17 protein-coding genes and 1 CRISPR repeat array are annotated in these 17,737 nt (G+C 42.4%); of the genes, 7 read left to right on the forward strand and 10 right to left on the reverse strand.

Annotated features, from left to right (window positions below):
- Window positions 1–48: 48 nt before the first annotated feature.
- Window positions 49–1,338: a hypothetical protein gene (locus tag CMAQ_RS07725; protein ID WP_048062752.1), complete on the reverse strand. Its 1,290-nt coding sequence runs from the start codon at window positions 1,336–1,338 to the stop codon at window positions 49–51.
- Between the two features lie 775 nt (window positions 1,339–2,113).
- On the opposite strand from CMAQ_RS07725, the gene CMAQ_RS07730 reads away from it, so the two are divergent.
- On the forward strand, window positions 2,114–2,422 hold the full coding sequence (locus CMAQ_RS07730) for a CRISPR-associated protein Cas4 (protein ID WP_012186545.1): 309 nt from the start codon (window positions 2,114–2,116) through the stop codon (window positions 2,420–2,422).
- Window positions 2,423–2,452: 30 nt separating this feature from the next.
- On the forward strand, window positions 2,453–3,328 hold the full coding sequence (gene cas6, locus CMAQ_RS07735; RefSeq protein ID WP_012186546.1) for a CRISPR system precrRNA processing endoribonuclease RAMP protein Cas6: 876 nt from the start codon (window positions 2,453–2,455) through the stop codon (window positions 3,326–3,328).
- 59 nt (window positions 3,329–3,387) lie between these two features.
- Here the strand turns inward: cas6 and merA are convergent, their stop codons facing one another.
- Both merA and CMAQ_RS07745 read right to left on the reverse strand, forming a co-directional pair.
- Window positions 3,388–4,749, reverse strand: a complete 1,362-nt coding sequence (merA, locus tag CMAQ_RS07740; protein ID WP_012186547.1) for a mercury(II) reductase — start codon at window positions 4,747–4,749, stop codon at window positions 3,388–3,390.
- A 77-nt stretch (window positions 4,750–4,826) separates the two neighbouring features.
- Window positions 4,827–4,994 (reverse strand): transcriptional regulator, encoded by a 168-nt coding sequence (locus tag CMAQ_RS07745; RefSeq protein ID WP_012186548.1) that lies wholly within the window; start codon window positions 4,992–4,994, stop codon window positions 4,827–4,829.
- A gap of 99 nt (window positions 4,995–5,093) precedes the next feature.
- Between CMAQ_RS07745 and CMAQ_RS07750 the strand changes: the two genes are divergently transcribed.
- Window positions 5,094–5,615: a hypothetical protein gene (locus tag CMAQ_RS07750; RefSeq protein ID WP_012186549.1), complete on the forward strand. Its 522-nt coding sequence runs from the start codon at window positions 5,094–5,096 to the stop codon at window positions 5,613–5,615.
- Window positions 5,616–5,620: 5 nt separating this feature from the next.
- The gene (locus CMAQ_RS07755) at window positions 5,621–6,172 is read left to right on the forward strand and encodes a TlpA family protein disulfide reductase (protein WP_012186550.1); all 552 of its coding nucleotides are present in this window, start codon (window positions 5,621–5,623) and stop codon (window positions 6,170–6,172) included.
- Here CMAQ_RS07755 and CMAQ_RS07760 read toward each other — a convergent pair.
- Complete coding sequence (locus tag CMAQ_RS07760; protein WP_048062753.1) at window positions 6,167–6,529, reverse strand: ArsR/SmtB family transcription factor; 363 nt, start codon at window positions 6,527–6,529, stop codon at window positions 6,167–6,169. The two genes, CMAQ_RS07755 and CMAQ_RS07760, sit on opposite strands and share 6 nt — an antisense overlap.
- A gap of 334 nt (window positions 6,530–6,863) precedes the next feature.
- Window positions 6,864–7,631: a CRISPR direct-repeat array (repeat unit 25 nt; unit sequence GAAAATCCCAAAAGGGATTAGAAAG).
- A gap of 25 nt (window positions 7,632–7,656) precedes the next feature.
- Window positions 7,657–8,553 (reverse strand): putative CRISPR-associated protein, encoded by an 897-nt coding sequence (locus CMAQ_RS07765; RefSeq protein ID WP_012186552.1) that lies wholly within the window; start codon window positions 8,551–8,553, stop codon window positions 7,657–7,659.
- Window positions 8,554–8,691: 138 nt separating this feature from the next.
- Between CMAQ_RS07765 and csx1 the strand changes: the two genes are divergently transcribed.
- The 3 genes from csx1 to CMAQ_RS07780 are packed head-to-tail and all read left to right on the forward strand — an operon-like array spanning window position 8,692 to window position 13,261.
- Window positions 8,692–10,380 carry a CRISPR-associated CARF protein Csx1 gene (gene csx1, locus CMAQ_RS07770; RefSeq protein WP_012186553.1) on the forward strand — a complete coding sequence of 563 codons (1,689 nt, stop codon included), beginning with the start codon at window positions 8,692–8,694 and terminating at the stop codon, window positions 10,378–10,380.
- Between the two features lie 36 nt (window positions 10,381–10,416).
- On the forward strand, window positions 10,417–11,490 hold the full coding sequence (locus CMAQ_RS07775) for a DNA double-strand break repair nuclease NurA (protein ID WP_012186554.1): 1,074 nt from the start codon (window positions 10,417–10,419) through the stop codon (window positions 11,488–11,490).
- The gene (locus CMAQ_RS07780) at window positions 11,474–13,261 is read left to right on the forward strand and encodes an ATP-binding protein (RefSeq protein ID WP_012186555.1); all 1,788 of its coding nucleotides are present in this window, start codon (window positions 11,474–11,476) and stop codon (window positions 13,259–13,261) included. Before CMAQ_RS07775 ends, CMAQ_RS07780 begins: the two co-directional genes overlap by 17 nt.
- On the opposite strand, the gene CMAQ_RS07785 is transcribed toward CMAQ_RS07780, so the two are convergent.
- The 5 genes from CMAQ_RS07785 to cmr4 form a co-directional block, all read right to left on the reverse strand.
- Window positions 13,227–13,967 carry a CRISPR-associated protein gene (locus CMAQ_RS07785; protein WP_012186556.1) on the reverse strand — a complete coding sequence of 247 codons (741 nt, stop codon included), beginning with the start codon at window positions 13,965–13,967 and terminating at the stop codon, window positions 13,227–13,229. The genes CMAQ_RS07780 and CMAQ_RS07785 overlap by 35 nt on opposite strands.
- A gap of 130 nt (window positions 13,968–14,097) precedes the next feature.
- Complete coding sequence (gene cmr6, locus CMAQ_RS07790) at window positions 14,098–14,946, reverse strand: type III-B CRISPR module RAMP protein Cmr6 (RefSeq protein ID WP_012186557.1); 849 nt, start codon at window positions 14,944–14,946, stop codon at window positions 14,098–14,100.
- On the reverse strand, window positions 14,934–16,169 hold the full coding sequence (cmr1, locus tag CMAQ_RS07795) for a type III-B CRISPR module RAMP protein Cmr1 (RefSeq protein ID WP_012186558.1): 1,236 nt from the start codon (window positions 16,167–16,169) through the stop codon (window positions 14,934–14,936). The genes cmr6 and cmr1 overlap by 13 nt, the downstream gene beginning before the upstream one ends.
- Complete coding sequence (cmr5, locus tag CMAQ_RS07800) at window positions 16,166–16,642, reverse strand: type III-B CRISPR module-associated protein Cmr5 (protein ID WP_012186559.1); 477 nt, start codon at window positions 16,640–16,642, stop codon at window positions 16,166–16,168. Before cmr5 ends, cmr1 begins: the two co-directional genes overlap by 4 nt.
- Window positions 16,639–17,667 carry a type III-B CRISPR module RAMP protein Cmr4 gene (gene cmr4 / locus CMAQ_RS07805; RefSeq protein ID WP_052290722.1) on the reverse strand — a complete coding sequence of 343 codons (1,029 nt, stop codon included), beginning with the start codon at window positions 17,665–17,667 and terminating at the stop codon, window positions 16,639–16,641. Before cmr4 ends, cmr5 begins: the two co-directional genes overlap by 4 nt.
- Window positions 17,668–17,737 lie beyond the last annotated feature (70 nt).

The following is a 17,737-nucleotide window of genomic DNA, read 5'->3' on the forward strand; positions in this document are numbered from 1 at the left end:
AGTAAGTCAATTAAACTAATTCATCAAGGCAAGACCACTAGTTCAGAGTCACCTAACCCAATAGTGAATTAGCAATGGTGTAATTAACCTCAACCAATGCAGCATAATAAACCAGTAACCAGTATTAACAGTATTCACACGTATAGTGGAGTCACTGGGGCTTAGCGTGATTAAGGTGCATGCATTACTCAATACACCCTCACCCAGTAAGCCCCCTAATGGTGTAATCTTAACGTAGGTTAAATTATAGAAGTCGTAACCCACCAAGTACCCGCCCAGGATGAGTGAACCATTAATTACAGTAATACCAGAGACACCCAATTGCTCATTAAGCAGGGTTACCGGTATTACATTACCGTAGGCTGGGTTTATGAAGCCTAGGTTCACGGTTAATTCATAATACATGGGTAAGCATGATGGGTTAATTAATGAGCCATTGGGAAGCATTAGTATTGGTGAGTAGTAGACTAATGGACCCAGGGGGGCTAGCCTACTAATATTAAATACCCTGTAACCATAATCAGTCTCACCACCAAGCAGGTAATCAACACCAGCACTGGTTGAATTAACCAGAACCCCCTTGTAGAATTGATTAAGCGTAATGGTGAAGTACCTTAAGTAACTTGGGAATGGTAGATTATTTAACACCACTGGTAGTGACGTTACCCTAAATGACGCATTCAAGTCATTACCGAACCAGGAGTAAAAGACCGTGACACCGGGTAGTGGGACACCATAGTATAGTGAACCATTGTACAGGTAGTGATGCCACAGGTAATACTTGAAGCCATTAGCCTCAATCAAGTAACCATTAACGCTGGTTAAATTACCCAACACATCACCCAACGACTCACTACCAGTTATGAATAAGAACACAGTGTAGTTAAACCCACCCACGGACGCAACAATTGAAACAAGCCAACGACCACTAAGGCTTAATGGCTGAGGCATTAGGTTAACCGGGTATGTTAAATTAACCACCCACTCAACACCACCCCTTAACCCACTCACTGAAGTAGACTTAAGCAATATTGGGTACTGCATTGAGGTCGCATTAGCAATAATTAATGTTAACCTCAAACCAGCCACACCAAGCCATGGAGCCGTAACATTCTCCTCATTAATCAATATGCCGTAGGCTAATGGGTGAGTTAACTTCAGTGAATCAATGTAGCTTAATGGCGGTTCACCGTGGGTTAGATTCATTGAAATAATGTAAACCTTACTAACATACACAACGGGCAATGGCGATGATGGAACATAAACCGCTAACGTAACTACCGCTAACACTAATAATAAGGTAATGGTAATCAGTATCACTAAGTTACCTGACTCCATAATTATGGAGTATTAATTCAGTTAAAAACTTTATTCAAACCCAGCACCAATATTAAAGCTTTACAACACCATGCAGGCTTAACACTATTAAAGCAACATGCGTACTTTCTAATCCCTTTTGGGATTTTCATGAAAAAGCCATAATTGTTACAGGGAAAAAGGAAAATAACTTTCTAATCCCTTTTGGGATTTTCGGATGCATTCCCCTACTCCATAACAACCGTGAGGGGTTTGATTAATCTTTCTAATCCCTCTTGGGATTTTCTTAATTATTAAGTCTTTATCCTTAATTTTTTAATTCGAATTCCCTTTCTAATCCCTCTTGGGATTTTCTGGATTGATTTAAGCGGTAACGGTTACAATGCAGTATTCGTCTTTCTAATCCCTTTTGGGATTTTCTGAGCTATCAGCTTTTTTAGGTTTTTTAAGTTTTTCTTCATGGTTTGCTTTGTTTATCATTGGCACAACCATTCCGCTATTCCTCACTCCCACATCCCTGTGCTGATGATGCAATGAAGCCCTCTAATGGTTGTGCCAATTGAAAGAAATGAAGAATGATAATGAAACTGTGCCGATGAAAAAATATAGAGTATATATTTGACTCAATGAAAGAAGACAGGAATCACAAACAAGAATAAAACCACAAACCAACACAACCCCCGTCAACCCCCGTGTTCCCCAGGTGGTTGTGGGATTTCATAAGGAGTTCCACTGAGGCTGGTTCATATATTGAGACTAGGGGTATTTCTAATCCCTCTTGGGATTTTCTAAACTATTGGTTTTAAGATTTTTAAGTTTTTCTCTATTAGTTGTTCACAAGGGTAGGCATCAATTAGCTCAGGTTGTGGCGTATGCGTTGGCTGTTGAGGAGACGCTTAAGGTTACTGTTGATGAGGCGGTAATGATTAGTGTTAATGGTGGTTTAACTAGGTTTAAGATAACCCCATGGTTAAGGAATTGGATTATTAATGAGTTAGGTAGTTTAAGGAGTATGATCAATAGGCAGGAGTTACCGAAGCCTACTATTGATAAGGCTAAGTGCTCAGCATGCTTCTATAGGAGTATTTGCTTAAAGTACGGTTAAGTATTTATTACGAGTAAAGTGAATACACTTATGGTTACTTTACATAAAGTAACCATAGCCTTCACCCCAAGTATTGATGTACCCTTCATTAATTGGCATGGCTTAATATTAAGTGCATTAGTCACTGAGGCATTGATTAATGGTGGATTCGCCATTGATCATAATGCCAGGAAACACCTATACATTACACCAATACTGAATCAGAAGGATGAACCAATACTGGGTAGAGTGTTGAAAGGAGGCTTGGAGTATAAGTTTAACGTAACCGTAGTTAATGAGGAGGCTAGGGATGCATTAGTGAATTGGTTCGTTAAGAAGAACGGCTTCATTCTAAACGGCGTCAACGCATCATTAACATCAGTAAGCATAACGGAGGAGAAGGTTGAGATAAGCAGTGGAGGTAAGGGTAATGAGTCAAGTAAGGTTATTGTAACGTGGAATGTGGATTACGGCCCAACCGTGTTTAGGTTTAGGGCCAGTAACGTACTTTATCCAAGCCCAAGGATGCTCATCTTCAGTATGGCTAGGAGGTTGAGTGATGTACTTACGAATAATGAGATAGTTATTAGGAGGGGTAATGTGGAGTACGTGGGTGTAATAGGCAGTATTAACCTTAAGGATATTGCCAGGGAATTAGCATTAAACACTGAGCTAATTAAGTTCACTGGATTTAAGTTAATTAAGTTAAGCCTTGGGAGTAGGGGTAATGTTGAGAGGAGGGTACCTGCATTCACGGCTAAGGCAAGCTACTTAACACTAGTGGATAAGTCAACGTTACCCATATTTAGGGAGATGATTAAAGTAGCCAACATGACTGGTGTAGGTAAGAATACATCAATAGCATTAGGGTACGTGAAGACAAGGATAGAGGGCATTAGGGAAATTAAGGGGAGCAGTAATCAATAATTCATCGATAATTCCTTACGCCTATCCGCACCTCGGCTTGGGAAGCATGCTTAATTTAATTAATCCACGCAGCAGCTCATCTTAGTGATGTCTCTATAGAAGGCTTGTGCAGCTAACTTCAGTGACTCAGCCATTGTCGGGAAGACGTGTATTGTGTCTATTAGGTCATTGATTGTTGCCTTAAGCCTAATGGCTAATGCGGCTTCATTTATGAATTCCGCCGCGTTCTCACCCATGGCGTGGACGCCAATTATCCTCCCACTGCCCTTCTCAATAATCATTTTAACTAAACCATTAGTGTCACCTAGTATGTGTGCCTTAGCCACATTATCCATGAAGACAACCCTATAATCCACATCAATACCCATGGCAACAGCCTCAGCAACAGTTAACCCAACCCTAGCTAAATTAGGCTTAGTGAATATGGCTTGAGGCACAGCAAGCATGTCAATTCTCCTATGGGCATTAAGCACAGCGTTATCAACAGCAACCACACCCTGCTTACCGGCCAGGGCCTCAAGCATGGGTCCGCCTAATACATCACCAGCCGCGTAAACCCTTGGGTTTGTGGTCCTTAACTCATCATCAACCAGGATACCGCCTTTCTCACTTAGTTTAATACCAGCCTCATTAAGGTTAAGGTCAACATTAGGCCTCCTACCCATGGCTACAAGGATTTCATCAGCCTCCAACTCACCCTTATCAGTCACAACAACCTTACCCTCAACACCCTGCTTAACCTCCAGCACCCTAGTACCTGTAAGCACCACTACGCCACTCTGCTCAAGCACCTGCCTAATGCCCAGTGATATTTCAGGTTCCCAATCCGGTATGAGTACTTGACTCCTCTGAACCACGGCTACATCAACACCAAGCATCCTATACATTTGCGCAAACTCCAATGCCTGCGCCCTACCACCGAGCACTATCAGTGACCCAATTCTACGCTGTGGGTTAAGGGCCTCCACATTTGTCCAGTAACCCACCTCCCTTAATCCCTTTATGTTGGGTATGTTTGGTGATGAACCCGTGGCCACTATGAACCTCTCACCCTCAATAACCCTACCATTAACCTTAACTGAATTAGGGGAGGTGAAGTACGCCCTACCCTCAATCAACTCCACGTCATACTTAGCTAACACATCCTCGTACTTAAGCTTCCTAAGCTTATTCACAATATCCAGTTCATGCTTAAAGGCGCTCATGTAATCCCAGTTAAGGCTTGGTTCAAAACCCTTCGCGTAACCGTAAAGTTCACCAATCCTGAGGACTGTCTTTGATGGTACGCAACCCACATTAACGCACGTCCCACCCAATGGTCCATAACCAATCAATGTGGGTTTAATACCGAGTTCATTAGCCCTTATCAATGCTGCGAAGCCAGCTGCCCCATAACCAATAATAACCAGTTCCTTAGCCATAAAACCACCACGGATTCATTACTGGGAATAAGGATGAGTCATTTTGATTCACAGTTAATCACTCACCGTGAGGTGATTTAAACACCCCCATGCCTCTGTTCAAAGGCATTAGCGCAGTGCTCGCAACAGAAGTAATGCCTCTCACCGTTTATTACACGCACATAGGCTCTCTCCAAGGTTATAGGCATACCGCAGTTCTCGCACCTTAATCCACCCTGTGTACTCGTATTATTCCTCAGCCTCATAACGGGCACTCAGCCTCAGTATTTAAATTATTTTTTCTTCATATGAAAATTTATTCATATGTTAAAAATCTTTAAAAGCTAAGCAATTACTCAACGGTGATGCTGAGGCCAGGTAACCAAACCTTCAGTGAGATTCAAACCGTGGCCAAGGTTCTGGTAACGGTCATTGGTAACCCAAGGTACACGATTGTTTTCATAGCCTCCTTCCTACTACTCTTTACAGCATTCTACTACCTGTATACCACGGGGCATGTGGGTTACATCCTCCTAAGAAACTACTACGTATACTACGACTTGGCTTCATCATTAGTCGTATCCCTATTGAACAGTATGGTTATGGTAATGGGTCTTTACGGTTTGAGACTTAGATTAAGTGGCTTAAGTATACCTTCCATAGCTTTAGGATTAGCGCCAACCGCATGCTGCGCCCCAACCGTGGCAGCATTAGTAACCTCAGTGGTGGCTTCAATGGCTGGTTCATCAACAGCATTACTAACCGTGGGTAAGCTTCAGGGTGTATTAGGCGTCTATAACCCAATCTTCGTGGCATTATCCATAGCAATAGCTGTTGTGGGGCTTAATAATGTGGCAAAGAACCTAGTGTGCTCATGCAGTAGGTGAGAGGAATGAGGACGCGTACTGTAATCCTAGTAATCGCATCTATAGTAGTCCTTTCAACAGTAGTATACTTATTCACTAGACCAACAAGGACTACAGGTGTTTCAGTGGGTTATTATGCACCAGACTCTAGCTTTGAGTTAATCAATGGCACAAGCGTTAAACTATATGACTTCCTAAACCATGGTCACTACGTTCTAGTTTACTTCGTATCCACCTGGTGCAGTGACTGCGCCATTGGGTTAATAATGCTTAGCCATAGGCTGGAGCCCATACTACAGTCACATAATGTGATTGTCCTAGTTCTTGAGAATTATAATGACTTAGGTTACCAGGGTGAACCCGTTAATGAGTTTGTTAGCTACTTTGCAGGTAATTCATCAAAGTACTTTACCGTGGGTATTGCAAGCCTTAAGATGACTGAGACCTATAATCCAGAGGGTTACCCAGAAATCTACTATTTAATAGCACCCAATGGTAAGATAATTTACGAGAACACGGACCTAGCCGGCACCTATAATTCCTTAATCAGCATCGTAAATGGGCTTGGGAACTCATAAGCCACGATTTAAATTAACACTCACCTTCTCCTCATTAATTACATCACACGCTAATATCGACCTACTATTCCTCATGGCATGCTCAATGGCTAGTTTCACAATACTAGCCACGGCATCATTTGCTATTGAGTAGTATGAGTACTTACCCCTCCTCTCCACCTTAACCACACCGCAATTCCTTAAGCAAGCCAAGTGATGGGAGATTAGGGATTGAGACCTCCCAAGAGCCTTAGTAATCTCCTGAACAGAGGATGAACCATGATTAAGGAGAAAAAGCACAATCTCAAGCCTACTCCTATCTGATAATGCGGTAAAGAACATCTCCAACGCCATCAACAACGGCTCCCTCCCACTCATTAAACCATGAGAACCTTAGCATTTAATAAATCTTTCGCACCGCCACACACAACACCCAACGAAGACCTACAGTAATCTAAAAGCAGTACAAAACATATTCCTCCTTCTAATCCCTTTAGAATCTCAATAAAATTAAATATATACTCTATATATTATCATCGGCACAGTTTCATTATCATTCTTCATTTCTTTCAATTAGCACAACCATTGGGGGGCTTCATTACACCATCAGCACAGGAATGTGAGAGCACAGAATAACAGAATGGTTGTGCCAATGATAAACAAAGCAAACCATGAAGAAAAACTTAAAAAACCTAAAAAAGCTGATAACACAGAAAATCCCAAAAGGGATTAGAAAGCCGCAGACGTTGCTCAGCTTGTTTAACAGTTTAGCGAAGCCGCGAAAATCCCAAAAGGGATTAGAAAGGATAAGGCCACGGTTTCAAGTACATTGAGGAATCGTTACAATGAAAATCCCAAAAGGGATTAGAAAGTGTATGATAATTCCACCTTAGTGCTAGTTCCCCATGAACCTAGAAAATCCCAAAAGGGATTAGAAAGGGCGTATAATTGAGTACCGTTACTGAACATGAACTTGAGGAAAATCCCCAAAAGGGATTAGAAAGTGTAGTAACGTGGAAATAAAGGTACACTTGTAGCAGGTAGAAAATCCCAAAAGGGATTAGAAAGTTGTGGTCGTAGAAGTCGAAACCTAACCCTATTAAGTCTCGAAAATCCCAAGAGGGATTAGAAAGTTTACAAAATCCTCAAATCCCTCAAATTTTTCCATAGGGAATCAAGGAAAATCCCAAGAGGGATTAGAAAGTAATTACAGCTGTGAACTCAGGAAACATAAAATATATATCACTGAAAATCCCAAGAGGGATTAGAAAGGCTTATGATGATTGCCGTTGATGGTAAGACATAATTAATCACTGAAAATCCCAAGAGGGATTAGAAAGTTATCACTACTCCAATGCAATGAACCCAGCAAGTCTTCATACTCATGAAAATCCCAAGAGGGATTAGAAAGATAACTTATGCTAGGTATTTCAATTACCCAATGGTCATGCCTATGTAAATCCCAAAAGGAATTAGAAGGGTATTAAATCGGCTAGGATGTTGGTTTATGATTGTAGTGTGTTTATTAGTTTCTGGATCCATTCTCTGGGTTTTATGATGCCTTCTTCGTTAGTTACTAGACCTCTTTCTATTAGGTCGTTTACGTCTATTCCCATTTGCTTTAAGATGTTTTGCAGTGTTCCGTTGCCTATTATTTTTAATGCCTCTATGTATTTTTCCTGTATTGTTAGTGGTAGTTTCGGTAATTCCACTATGCTTTTGAATGATTCATGCATGTAGATTATTTTCCAAGCACCGGTTAATTGGGCTACTAGGGCTATATACGCTGTTTCTGGTTTATAGCCTGCTGTGGCATTGACTACTACCTTGTACCCACTACGTGTTTTGTTTATTATTAGTCTGGCGAATTTATTCACTAGTTCTATTAATCCTTCGTTAAACCAGTTTATGTCTCTTCCAAGATCCTTTACGACTATTGGTTCATCAACCTTAGGTTTAATGTTGATTCCAGCCTTCTGCATGAATTCATTTCCGTAACGGTCTAGGTACTCCTTGATTACCTGTGCGCAGAATTTCCCCGTGCCTGTATCCGTGGGGTATAGGTAAATCTCCAACTCCTCAAACTGCCTGTATGGGAAATCCAGGAGAAACCTTATCAATGTATTTAACTCTGCACTAGTCCCCTCTGGGTTATTCCTCACGAACTCTATAGTCTTCTCGAAAAACGAATCACCCCTATGCCTCATGTGTTCAATCTTCTCCTGAAGCGGATCATCAGGGCCTAGTTTACTCAGTTTTCCCTCCTTTAACTTTGCCTGTATCTCTTCAGGAATCCCCGTGAGGTCTATGGTACTCACACCCCTTTCTATGTCATTTCTTATAGTAGCTTCCATGTTAGATAGTATGCTTGTACCTACGGTGCTTAGAACCGCTAACTTCACAGTGTTACTGTAGTATACTTTAATTTATTAGTTTTTCCTTTATGACTATAATGTTCTTTACCCTTATACTCAAGATATTGATTTAACGTAAAACTTAGTAATTTAACATTAATAAAGAAGACGCGTGCAATACCTTAGATGAGTAGTGGAGATTCCGAGGAAAGAGTCTTAGTACTGGCACCTTGGGGTTTACCCACTCTTTGGGATGAAGTTAATTACGTAATCCCCAGGGTTAGTGAGAGTGGTGGGAAATTATGCGTTAGGCCCATTAATATTGAGTGGAATGATGTGGATAAAGTTAAGAGTTATACTTCATTGGCTGGAGTCCTACGTTACATCACTAATGCTGGCCATAAAGGCTTTATTGACGTGATAATCATGGGCTTGGATACATTGGCATTCCCAGATACGCGTAGTCAAAGTGGAAACTGCAACGTAGTGGGGATTCTTAGTGATTTTACCAATACTCTACGTAATGGTAAAGTTAACTACCGTGATATTGAGAACACAGCTTATTCACTCCTTAAGAATTGTATTTCTCAATACCTTGGTGGTTTCAATAGTAAAGCTGATAAAATCAATATTGAGGTCGAGATACTGCCCGGTACAGGAACCTACAGAGCCGGTAACTTTAATGCAAGGTTTATGGGCGGCATCAACAATCTGAACTTCACCATGCTATATAAGCTATACAATAAGGTTAGATACAATAAGTACAGTGCCATTATTATCGACATAACACATGGTGTGAATTACTTACCCATGATAACGTACATGGCTGCTCAGTTAATAGCCAAGTACCTGAGTGCCAGGGATAATAAGGATATATGCTTAATAACCTTTAATGCAGACCCAATCTCAAGACAAAAAACAGAAGCCACACAGGAGCGAAGACTCAACATAATCGAGATGCAAAACATAAGTATTGAACCTCATGAATTCCTCAAAGAGTTAACTGGTAGGTTAAATAAGGAGAAGATCTTTAGAATTGTGAGAACTAATCATGATAAGGATAAGATAAACAAATTAAATAAGTTGAATAATAATTATGAAGATATACGACGCCGCTTAAATCCATCGAGGATTACCACATCTCTTGAGTATGGTTTTGCACTTTACCTAGTTACTTATCTACGCAAAAATAACCTAACACATGTGAAGGATCTGGAGGAGTTATCAAGGAATATTTCGAATTTATGCGATGAAATTTACAACTATATGAATGAGGCAGTTGATATTAGTATTAATAATAATGAGGTTCTCATTTCGAGGATTTACGATTTTGAGACTTCACCGCTGTTATTATCCATGGCTTTTGACGTGGTGAGAAACAGGGTCATTAACGTATTGAACCTTGATCAATTAATGGATAATGAGGGTGGTATAGATATTGAATATCTATTGAAGATACCGGTTAGCAGTGTAGCTGACACAATACTTAGTAATGAGGTTGATTCAATTAAGCGTGCAGCTGAGTTATTTAGGGATGTTGCTGTTAACTTACTGGGTATGAATAAAGGAATCCTGGGTGGTTATGTGAAATACGGAAATATCCATGATTTTGTGAATAAATCCATCATAGACATAGGGCGTAGGTCTAATGATATTCGTGAGGAGATTAAGAATTATTCATGCGATAACCAAGATTCACATGATGATTCCGAGTGTAGGTTCAACGATAGGAATTTTATTGCTCATGCTGGTCTTGAGAGAAATATCACATGTATTAAAATCAGTGGCGATAAAGTATTCATTAAGTATATTGATAAGTGCTTCGAAGATATTGATAAGCACATGGAGAATATTAGTAAGGGTAATGCCAAGTAGAGTTGGGTTAATATATATGTTTGTATTCTACACTTAATGCGTGAGATCTTTGAGTTAGCCTCTTCATTGAGTAGGTTAATGAGTATTGTTGGTGAATTAGCTAGCCCAGAGCCTATTGATTTAAGTGAAATAGGTGGTTTTGAGGTTGGTTGCGATACGGATTTTACAGTTGGTGAGTTGAAGCCTGTGAGTATTGATTACCCTTTAATGGGGCTTGATAGTCATTCAAGGATTATTAGGTTCTTAGGTGTTGATGTCCACTTGGTTACTGGTGCCTTGGTTGGTGGTGATAACGTGTTGATTCCTCAACCTAATGGTACTAATAATGTTAGATGGATCGGCCTTAAGCTTAGATTTAAGCCCCGTGACTATGAATTGCTTGATAAGCTTAGTGAAATGTTTTACATTAAGTCTTCGTTCCTTGACAATGAGTATTTCGTGGGTTCTTATAATGATGAGGCTGTTAGGGATGAGGTTAGGAATCATGTTGAGGTAACCCTCATGAGGGCTGTCAACAATAATGCATTCCTACTGGTGGATGGGCCTGTTTTCCCCACGCCTAGGGTTCTATCCATGGAGGGTAATAAGTATGCATCTGTTTTTAATGGTATTATTGAGTCTAGGGTTAAGGCTCTTAATGGGCTTAAGGCAGTGGGTGTTGTTAAGAGGATTGAGCATAGTCACTTCCTTGCAAGGTATCTTAGAGAGTGCGGTAGGGAGGGTGTACCCATGGTTGATGATTACACACTAGCCATTAAGAGAGCAACCTTGGCTTTACCTAACTCACGGTCTGTTTACCTAGGCCCCATTGTGGTTAAGGTTGGTAACTGGGTTAAGTACTGCTGGTACGTGGTTACTAGGACTGGTCGTAATGCCTCTGTTGTTCGTGTGGAGGGGTTGAGCGAAGAGGTTGCCAAGGAGGGTAGGGATTACGTGGGCATGCTAATGACGTTAAGCGGTACCGCGGTACCTATACATATTGCTGATAAACTGGCTAGGAGATTGAACGCCAGCGCAGTACTAATGCTCTACAACCTAAGCCCCGGCGGCATCATCACCTACGAGGGCCTTGAGGAGGTTGAGAGGGCTAGGGGTGACCTTGTTGAGTAACCTTGATTGTAATGAGTACCTTGGATTCATAACTAGGCAGATGCCCAGTTCCGTGAGTACTGATGAGGCATTGGCATACATGGTCAGTGGGTGTGATGTCGGTTTCCCAGTGGGTAGGTACGTGGTTATTGAGGATGATGGGGTTAAGTACCTGGCTAAGATTGTGCAGTCTAGGGTCGAGGATATATACTCCATAGCCAAGACACCGGTAATCTCCCTGGAACAGGAGTTAAGTATGGAAGTACGCTACATACCAAGGTTCATAGCCCTGGAGTTGATTAGAGAATGTAGGGGAGATGCCTGCAGCCCAGTAACCACTCCACCACAGATACATGCTAAGGTTAGGTGGGCGAGGGATGGTGAAGTATCGAAAATGCTCTCACTACCGAGCAATGGCGTGGAACTAGGGTACCTGGCACTACCCTCCGGTGAAGTGCTGAGGAGTGAATTCGTGAAAATACCCATAGACGCCCTTAAGCACCATGTACTTGTGGTCGGCACCACAGGTAGCGGTAAGACTCAGCTCCTTAAGAACATGGCCCTGGACCTAGTTAGGAATTACAGTGACTGCGTGGTGATTGCAATGGATGCCGTGGGTCATTACCACCACTTGGCGATGGATAATGTTGAAACCAGGGTTGTAATACCAATGACCAATTCATTGGTGGGTCGGTTATTGAGGAATATAAAGGTAAGTGAAGCCAAGGAATTAGCTAGGGAGTTTGCACGTAGGCTTGTAAGGTACTACCTAAATGAATTCTACATACGTAGTGGATTAAAAATAAGCGGTAAGGTGAACATAAAGGTTGCCTACAGTAGGGAACAAGAAGACGCCGGGAAGGATAAGGGTTACGTGGTGAAGGTGAGTAAAGTGATTGTTAAGGCTAAGATTAACATTAATAATAATGATAAGGAAATAAACGTGACGCTACTACCTTGGGCTCTAAAATCCATTGATGTAATGTACAGGATCAATGACATAACAGGCTTACTCACGGAGCAGGCTAAATTGTTCTACAGAAGGGTCATTAATGAAGTCACCGATGAATTACCTAGTAATGAAAAGCCCACGTTTAAGGAGATTTACGAGTATTTAATAAGCCCAAGCAACCAGAGTGAAAGGGGTAGGACACTGGTTAATTATGAGGCTATAGCCAATAAATTAGGCATTCACCCAAGTACCTTAGAGAACATAGTAAGGGCCATATTATCCCTAGTGGAGACAAGGCTCTTTGACGTGGAGCACAAGGCCGGTGACCACAAGCTGGTGGTTAAGGAACCTAATTACAGGGAATTATTTAAGCAGGGTTATGTGGTTGTGGATTTGAGGACCACATCAAGCCTCAACCAGAGGATTATAGTCTACAGGATCTTGAATAAATTATTCAGAGCCATGAAGCCGGGTGGTAAAAGGATTGCTGTGGTTCTTGTTGATGAGGCGCACTTATTCTTCCCACAGACCAGGGATGAGACGGAGAAGAGGATAATTGAGAATCAGTTAACCAGGATTGCCAGGCTCGGTAGAAGCCGCGGCATAGCCGTAGTATTCGCCACGCATATGCCGGATGACTTAAACGACGCAGTACTACAATTAACAAACACTAAGGTAATCCTCAGGAGTGACGAGAGGGTCCTTGAGAAACTCGGCATACCCACCAGTGAGAGGAGATTCCTCACAGTGACTGATGCAGGCATTGGTTACGTGAAGTCCTACGCAATGAAGTACCCAATCTACATTAAGTTCGAGCCGAAGGCCTTCCACCTCGGGTAAAATCCAGAAGCCACCTGGGAAACTCAAGACCGGAGGCACCACGCCTCAGGAGACCTAAGGATTCCAGCGACTCAAGCAAATCCCCGGGCAGGGACGCCAAGTCACCCTCAAGGACCTCACGCCTAAGGCTCAATGGTAACCTCGGTAAAATAACCAACTCACCGCTCTCACTTACATAAACCAATCTAGCACCCAGTATTGAAGCCACAAGCACAGAGGCCACAACCTCAATCTTCATACCACCACTAATACCTATGAAAACCTCGAAGCCACGCATCAAGTAATTACTCAACTCCCTACCAAGGGCATCCACAAGGTTTACAAAACCCCTCATCAAGTCACCACCACCGAAGAACCTAACCCTAACGTAACCCGCAACATTCACATGCCTAGAGAAGCATCTAGCAAGAGCCATAGTGCACAACTCAGCGGCATTAGTATCAGTGCTAAAGAATTCAAGCGTCAAGGGCTTAAACCCCTTCTCAAGCATGGACCAGATCAGTGAAGCCTCAGCACAACACCTAGGATTACCGCAGGCAAAGTCTGATAACCTGCTGACGAAATCATCATTAAACAACACGTAGGCAGAATCCTCAGAACCCTGAAGAACACGACCCACAACCCCAGAGTAATCCCCAAGAGCATCACTACTCAACGCATTCCTCAACAACGAAACCCCCACAGTAATACCAAGAAAATAACCCATAAACAAGACAAAACCCAGAGGCTTAAAAAATCAACACCCCCATCAATAAGTAATACAGAGCCTCCGTGGAATAAAGATACCGCACTTTGAGACTGAAACCGGAAAATCCTATGGGGTATAAAGCATTGCATTAATGTCTTTGCTGCTCCAATATTCCATAGCCAAGCGCCGTCTTAGCACCAATACCCCTACTAAACACTTTAGTTACTATACTCTGCAAATCATTAATCGTACAAACACCCTTGCAATCACTCGATAGGTAGATGTAATCCCCAGGCTCATTTCTGCATCTATACTTTAACCTCCTCCTCTCAGCCATTATAATAACCCTAAAACCCACGCCAGTGGACACTGTGAGGAACGGTACAGGTACAGGCTTCACCTGGGGCTCGGCAATGGTTCTCGCGGGTTCAGCGTAGTGTGGGTTTATAATATCAAGCGTCATTAATGATTTCCCAGAGGGGCAGTAAACTGGGTATGAGTCCAGGACAATTACGTGTGAGGCCTCGTCCATACTGCCGAAAGCCTGTGAGCATTGCGTCCCTTCAGCTGAGGCTCTCATGGCACCCTTTAGGGAGCTTGCGGGTATATAGGGCAAGTTCATTATTGGATCCCAGGAGATGCCTTGTTCGAGAATCTCGAAGTAAGGGTTCCTAAGCCCAATGGCTAACCTAGTTAGTGTTATGAATATGTTGTTGATTACTATTTCATAACCGAGATCCTTTAGTGCGTTTACCTGTTCGTCAAGGTACTTATTCGCTTTATCTAGTAAATCCTTGATGGTACTGCATTTATAGGCATCAGCGATACTCCTCATGGCATCCCTAGCAAATTCAGATATACCCACAACCTCCCGCTCACCTCCCCTCCCTGCCTTGCCCATTAAGTCCTTCGTGAAGTTCAGGAACTCACGCCTTACGTAACTAACCACGTTCGTGCCAGTATCCAGTGCAGTTTTCCCTCCAGTTACTGAGGCCATACGCGCTTCCACCTTATTCTCTGTCTACCCAGATATTCTAGGAATTCGTTTAATGCTACGTAACTCGCATTTATTATGTCACGCTCATTAATAGTAATTGGTTTTGAGCCAGCGCCGTGCCAGGTTAATCCGCTGGGCCAATCAGCCGATAAGAACAATGCCAGGTAAGCAACATCATTATTAATGCCATGGATCGAGAGGAGCATTGATGAAGCCCTCCTAACTATATTATTTGACATTAACCTATACCCGGTCCCCTTCTGCTCCCTGGGTAGGCCCAGTATCCAGGCCATAAACTCGTTTCTAAGTTCGTCCTTTGCTTTGGGGTTTCCCATGAGTATTTTAGCCCTTTCGGGTCTTAGGAAGAAGTTATGCAACTTAGGTAGTAAATCCCTGCCGTAAACCTCAAATAACTGAAACACAAACAACCTATCGACATATCTATTTTTCACTTTCACATCAACACATTTTGTTAATTCCACATTACTAACTACAGGCATTGGTGGTAACTCGCAGGATTCAAGACCACTCTTGCTCATCTCTTTAACTATGTCTTTTACAAGCTCTATTGTATAATTCAACTTCTTAGCAAATTCTTTATGGTTAAGGTTAAAGAGAAAACTATAGTCACCATCAACCTTATCTACATCAAGGCACCCAAGCCCCCTCCTACCACCCTTACCGAAGCATGAGAGGGTCAAGGCTATGGATAAAACACTAAGGGATGCCTTAATGGCATTATCATCATTTAATTTCACATTATTATGTTTATCAATGGTTACGTAGAATTCAGCGCTGGGTTCCACATATTGTAGCGTTCTACAGTCAAGGGTTAGTAAGCCAATCCTTTGGAGTACCTTACCACTTACGCGGTTGCTACATGCCTTATTGATCCTAATGTTTTGCCCATGCCTGATTATCAACTTAAGGTGAGAGGCCACGCTCTCCTCACCAGCATAACCAAGTCCCAACTTCTCGCCCACGATTTTCGAGACCTTCTTAGCCTCGTCTTTCTTCGGCACTTTAATAATGTCCTTATCCGGATGGCCATGGAGCTGACCTGCCTCGTATAGAGCACCACTCACAAACGTCCTGGCCCACCAACGCCAAACACCCTTAACCTCACTGGGCCTCAGGGGCCAATCATAATCGACACTATTGGGGTCCGCGGAGCCTGTGAATAATGGCGTCACCAACCTGAGGGTAAGCTCTGCATATGTCATTGAGTCACCTCAGATATCATGGCCTCGGCAAGTCTCTTCAACCAATCAGCGAATGTCAGAATCTTATTAGTAACTATGACTTCGGTGCCTAGTGTGTTCAATTTATTAAGTAAATCCATCAAGTCCTTAGCCCCATCAATTAAGCCTAATTCCCTCATGGCCCATAGAAGGCATGCCCCATAAACTTCATAGGCCTCATCACTTATTTTATTCTTAATATTGCTTAGGTACTTTCCTATGTCCTTCTCATTAAGCACATTATTTAATTTACCATAACCACTCCCGTTCTTGTCTGAGGACTTCGCGAGTATGAATGCAAGTTCATACGTTAAACCATTGTAGTAAATACCCTCAAGTTCCCTCCTACACCTAGTCCTAAACCCCTTAAGTATATCATTATTGTTTAGGTTCTTGACTGCGTTGATGCAAGTTATGGCTAAATCCAAAGCCTTGTCCCTAACCTGCTCACTCATGGCAACCACCAAACCTTGGCTAAGCCCTTACCTAAGGTCTCCTTACCACCAAGTATGAAGATCGTGGAGGGATCTTGCGTCTCACCCCTTAAGTACCTGCATACCTCCTCTGCGTTATTCTTCATGTTAGTGAACTTCTGTAGGACATCACTTGAATCACCCACCTTTTCCTTGAAGGATTTCTCATTAATTCTAGGTTTACTGCACACCACGCCAGACACGAAAACAGTGAACTGGGGTAGGTACTCCTCCTCCCAGAGCCCGCCTTCAGTTACGGTCTTTTTGGAGTAATCAAGCCTTACCCTTGTTTGTATAATGATGCTTCTCTTAATCAACTCCATCATATCATCATCACTAACTAACACCAAGCCTCTCTCCTTAACCCTCTCAGCAATGACGTTAGGTAGCGCTTTATTAACAACTTCATTTAATTTCTCATTTAATTTGACATTTACATTGGCATTGAACTCGATTTCATTGAGTACGGCTTTCCCACCACTAATGACAAGGTCCCCCTTACTAACCACTGCAGTGCCCTGGTCAATGTTTTCCGTGAGTTTGATTAATTGGTCCAGGGCATTTTGGTACTTGCTTAAGTTGTTGTTAAGTGTCTCGAGGGCATCCACGTAAGTCCTATAGTAATTAAGCAAATGCCTCGAGGTTGCGTAGGCCCAAACACCCCTTAGCGACCTAATGGGCATTAGCAGGAGCTTGGCATCTAGGAAATTAACCACAGAGGAATACTCACTCACCTCGTCAGTGCCAGGCTCGGGCCCGAAAACCGCATTAATAAGCACTTTATGGCGCTGGTCATTGCTTGAGCGGTTTAGTGTGAGGGAGCTCCTAATGGCACCCTTAAGGCTGCTGGACCATATAACGGGAATCCCAAATTCATCCTTCTGAACCTCTAAATCCACGATCTTACCACCGCTACCAGTGCCTGGGTGCATGGGCGTTAGTGCCTCAATAAACGTTAACATAGAGTACTTGAGCGGGGCATTATTTTGTACACCAGTGGTGCTCACGTTTAGCTACTCTATTGAATATTTTTAAATTTTAAGTGACTATAATTAGTAAAGCTTAAAATAACACCTG

The sequence above is a fragment of the Caldivirga maquilingensis IC-167 genome (genome assembly GCF_000018305.1).
Lineage (GTDB): Archaea > Thermoproteota > Thermoprotei > Thermoproteales > Thermocladiaceae > Caldivirga > Caldivirga maquilingensis.

What these genes read in the sequence shown, in the direction of transcription:
- CMAQ_RS07725 (WP_048062752.1), bottom strand. Translation starts at nt 1,338, where the DNA reads ATGGAGTCAGGTAACTTAGTGATACTGATTACCATTACCTTATTATTA.
- cas6 (WP_012186546.1), top strand. Translation starts at nt 2,453, where the DNA reads ATGGTTACTTTACATAAAGTAACCATAGCCTTCACCCCAAGTATTGAT.
- merA (WP_012186547.1), bottom strand. Translation starts at nt 4,749, where the DNA reads ATGGCTAAGGAACTGGTTATTATTGGTTATGGGGCAGCTGGCTTCGCA.
- CMAQ_RS07745 (WP_012186548.1), bottom strand. Translation starts at nt 4,994, where the DNA reads ATGAGGCTGAGGAATAATACGAGTACACAGGGTGGATTAAGGTGCGAG.
- CMAQ_RS07750 (WP_012186549.1), top strand. Translation starts at nt 5,094, where the DNA reads ATGCTGAGGCCAGGTAACCAAACCTTCAGTGAGATTCAAACCGTGGCC.
- CMAQ_RS07755 (WP_012186550.1), top strand. Translation starts at nt 5,621, where the DNA reads ATGAGGACGCGTACTGTAATCCTAGTAATCGCATCTATAGTAGTCCTT.
- CMAQ_RS07760 (WP_048062753.1), bottom strand. Translation starts at nt 6,529, where the DNA reads ATGAGTGGGAGGGAGCCGTTGTTGATGGCGTTGGAGATGTTCTTTACC.
- csx1 (WP_012186553.1), top strand. Translation starts at nt 8,692, where the DNA reads ATGAGTAGTGGAGATTCCGAGGAAAGAGTCTTAGTACTGGCACCTTGG.
- CMAQ_RS07775 (WP_012186554.1), top strand. Translation starts at nt 10,417, where the DNA reads ATGCGTGAGATCTTTGAGTTAGCCTCTTCATTGAGTAGGTTAATGAGT.
- CMAQ_RS07785 (WP_012186556.1), bottom strand. Translation starts at nt 13,967, where the DNA reads ATGGGTTATTTTCTTGGTATTACTGTGGGGGTTTCGTTGTTGAGGAAT.
- cmr6 (WP_012186557.1), bottom strand. Translation starts at nt 14,946, where the DNA reads ATGGCCTCAGTAACTGGAGGGAAAACTGCACTGGATACTGGCACGAAC.
- cmr1 (WP_012186558.1), bottom strand. Translation starts at nt 16,169, where the DNA reads ATGACATATGCAGAGCTTACCCTCAGGTTGGTGACGCCATTATTCACA.
- cmr5 (WP_012186559.1), bottom strand. Translation starts at nt 16,642, where the DNA reads ATGAGTGAGCAGGTTAGGGACAAGGCTTTGGATTTAGCCATAACTTGC.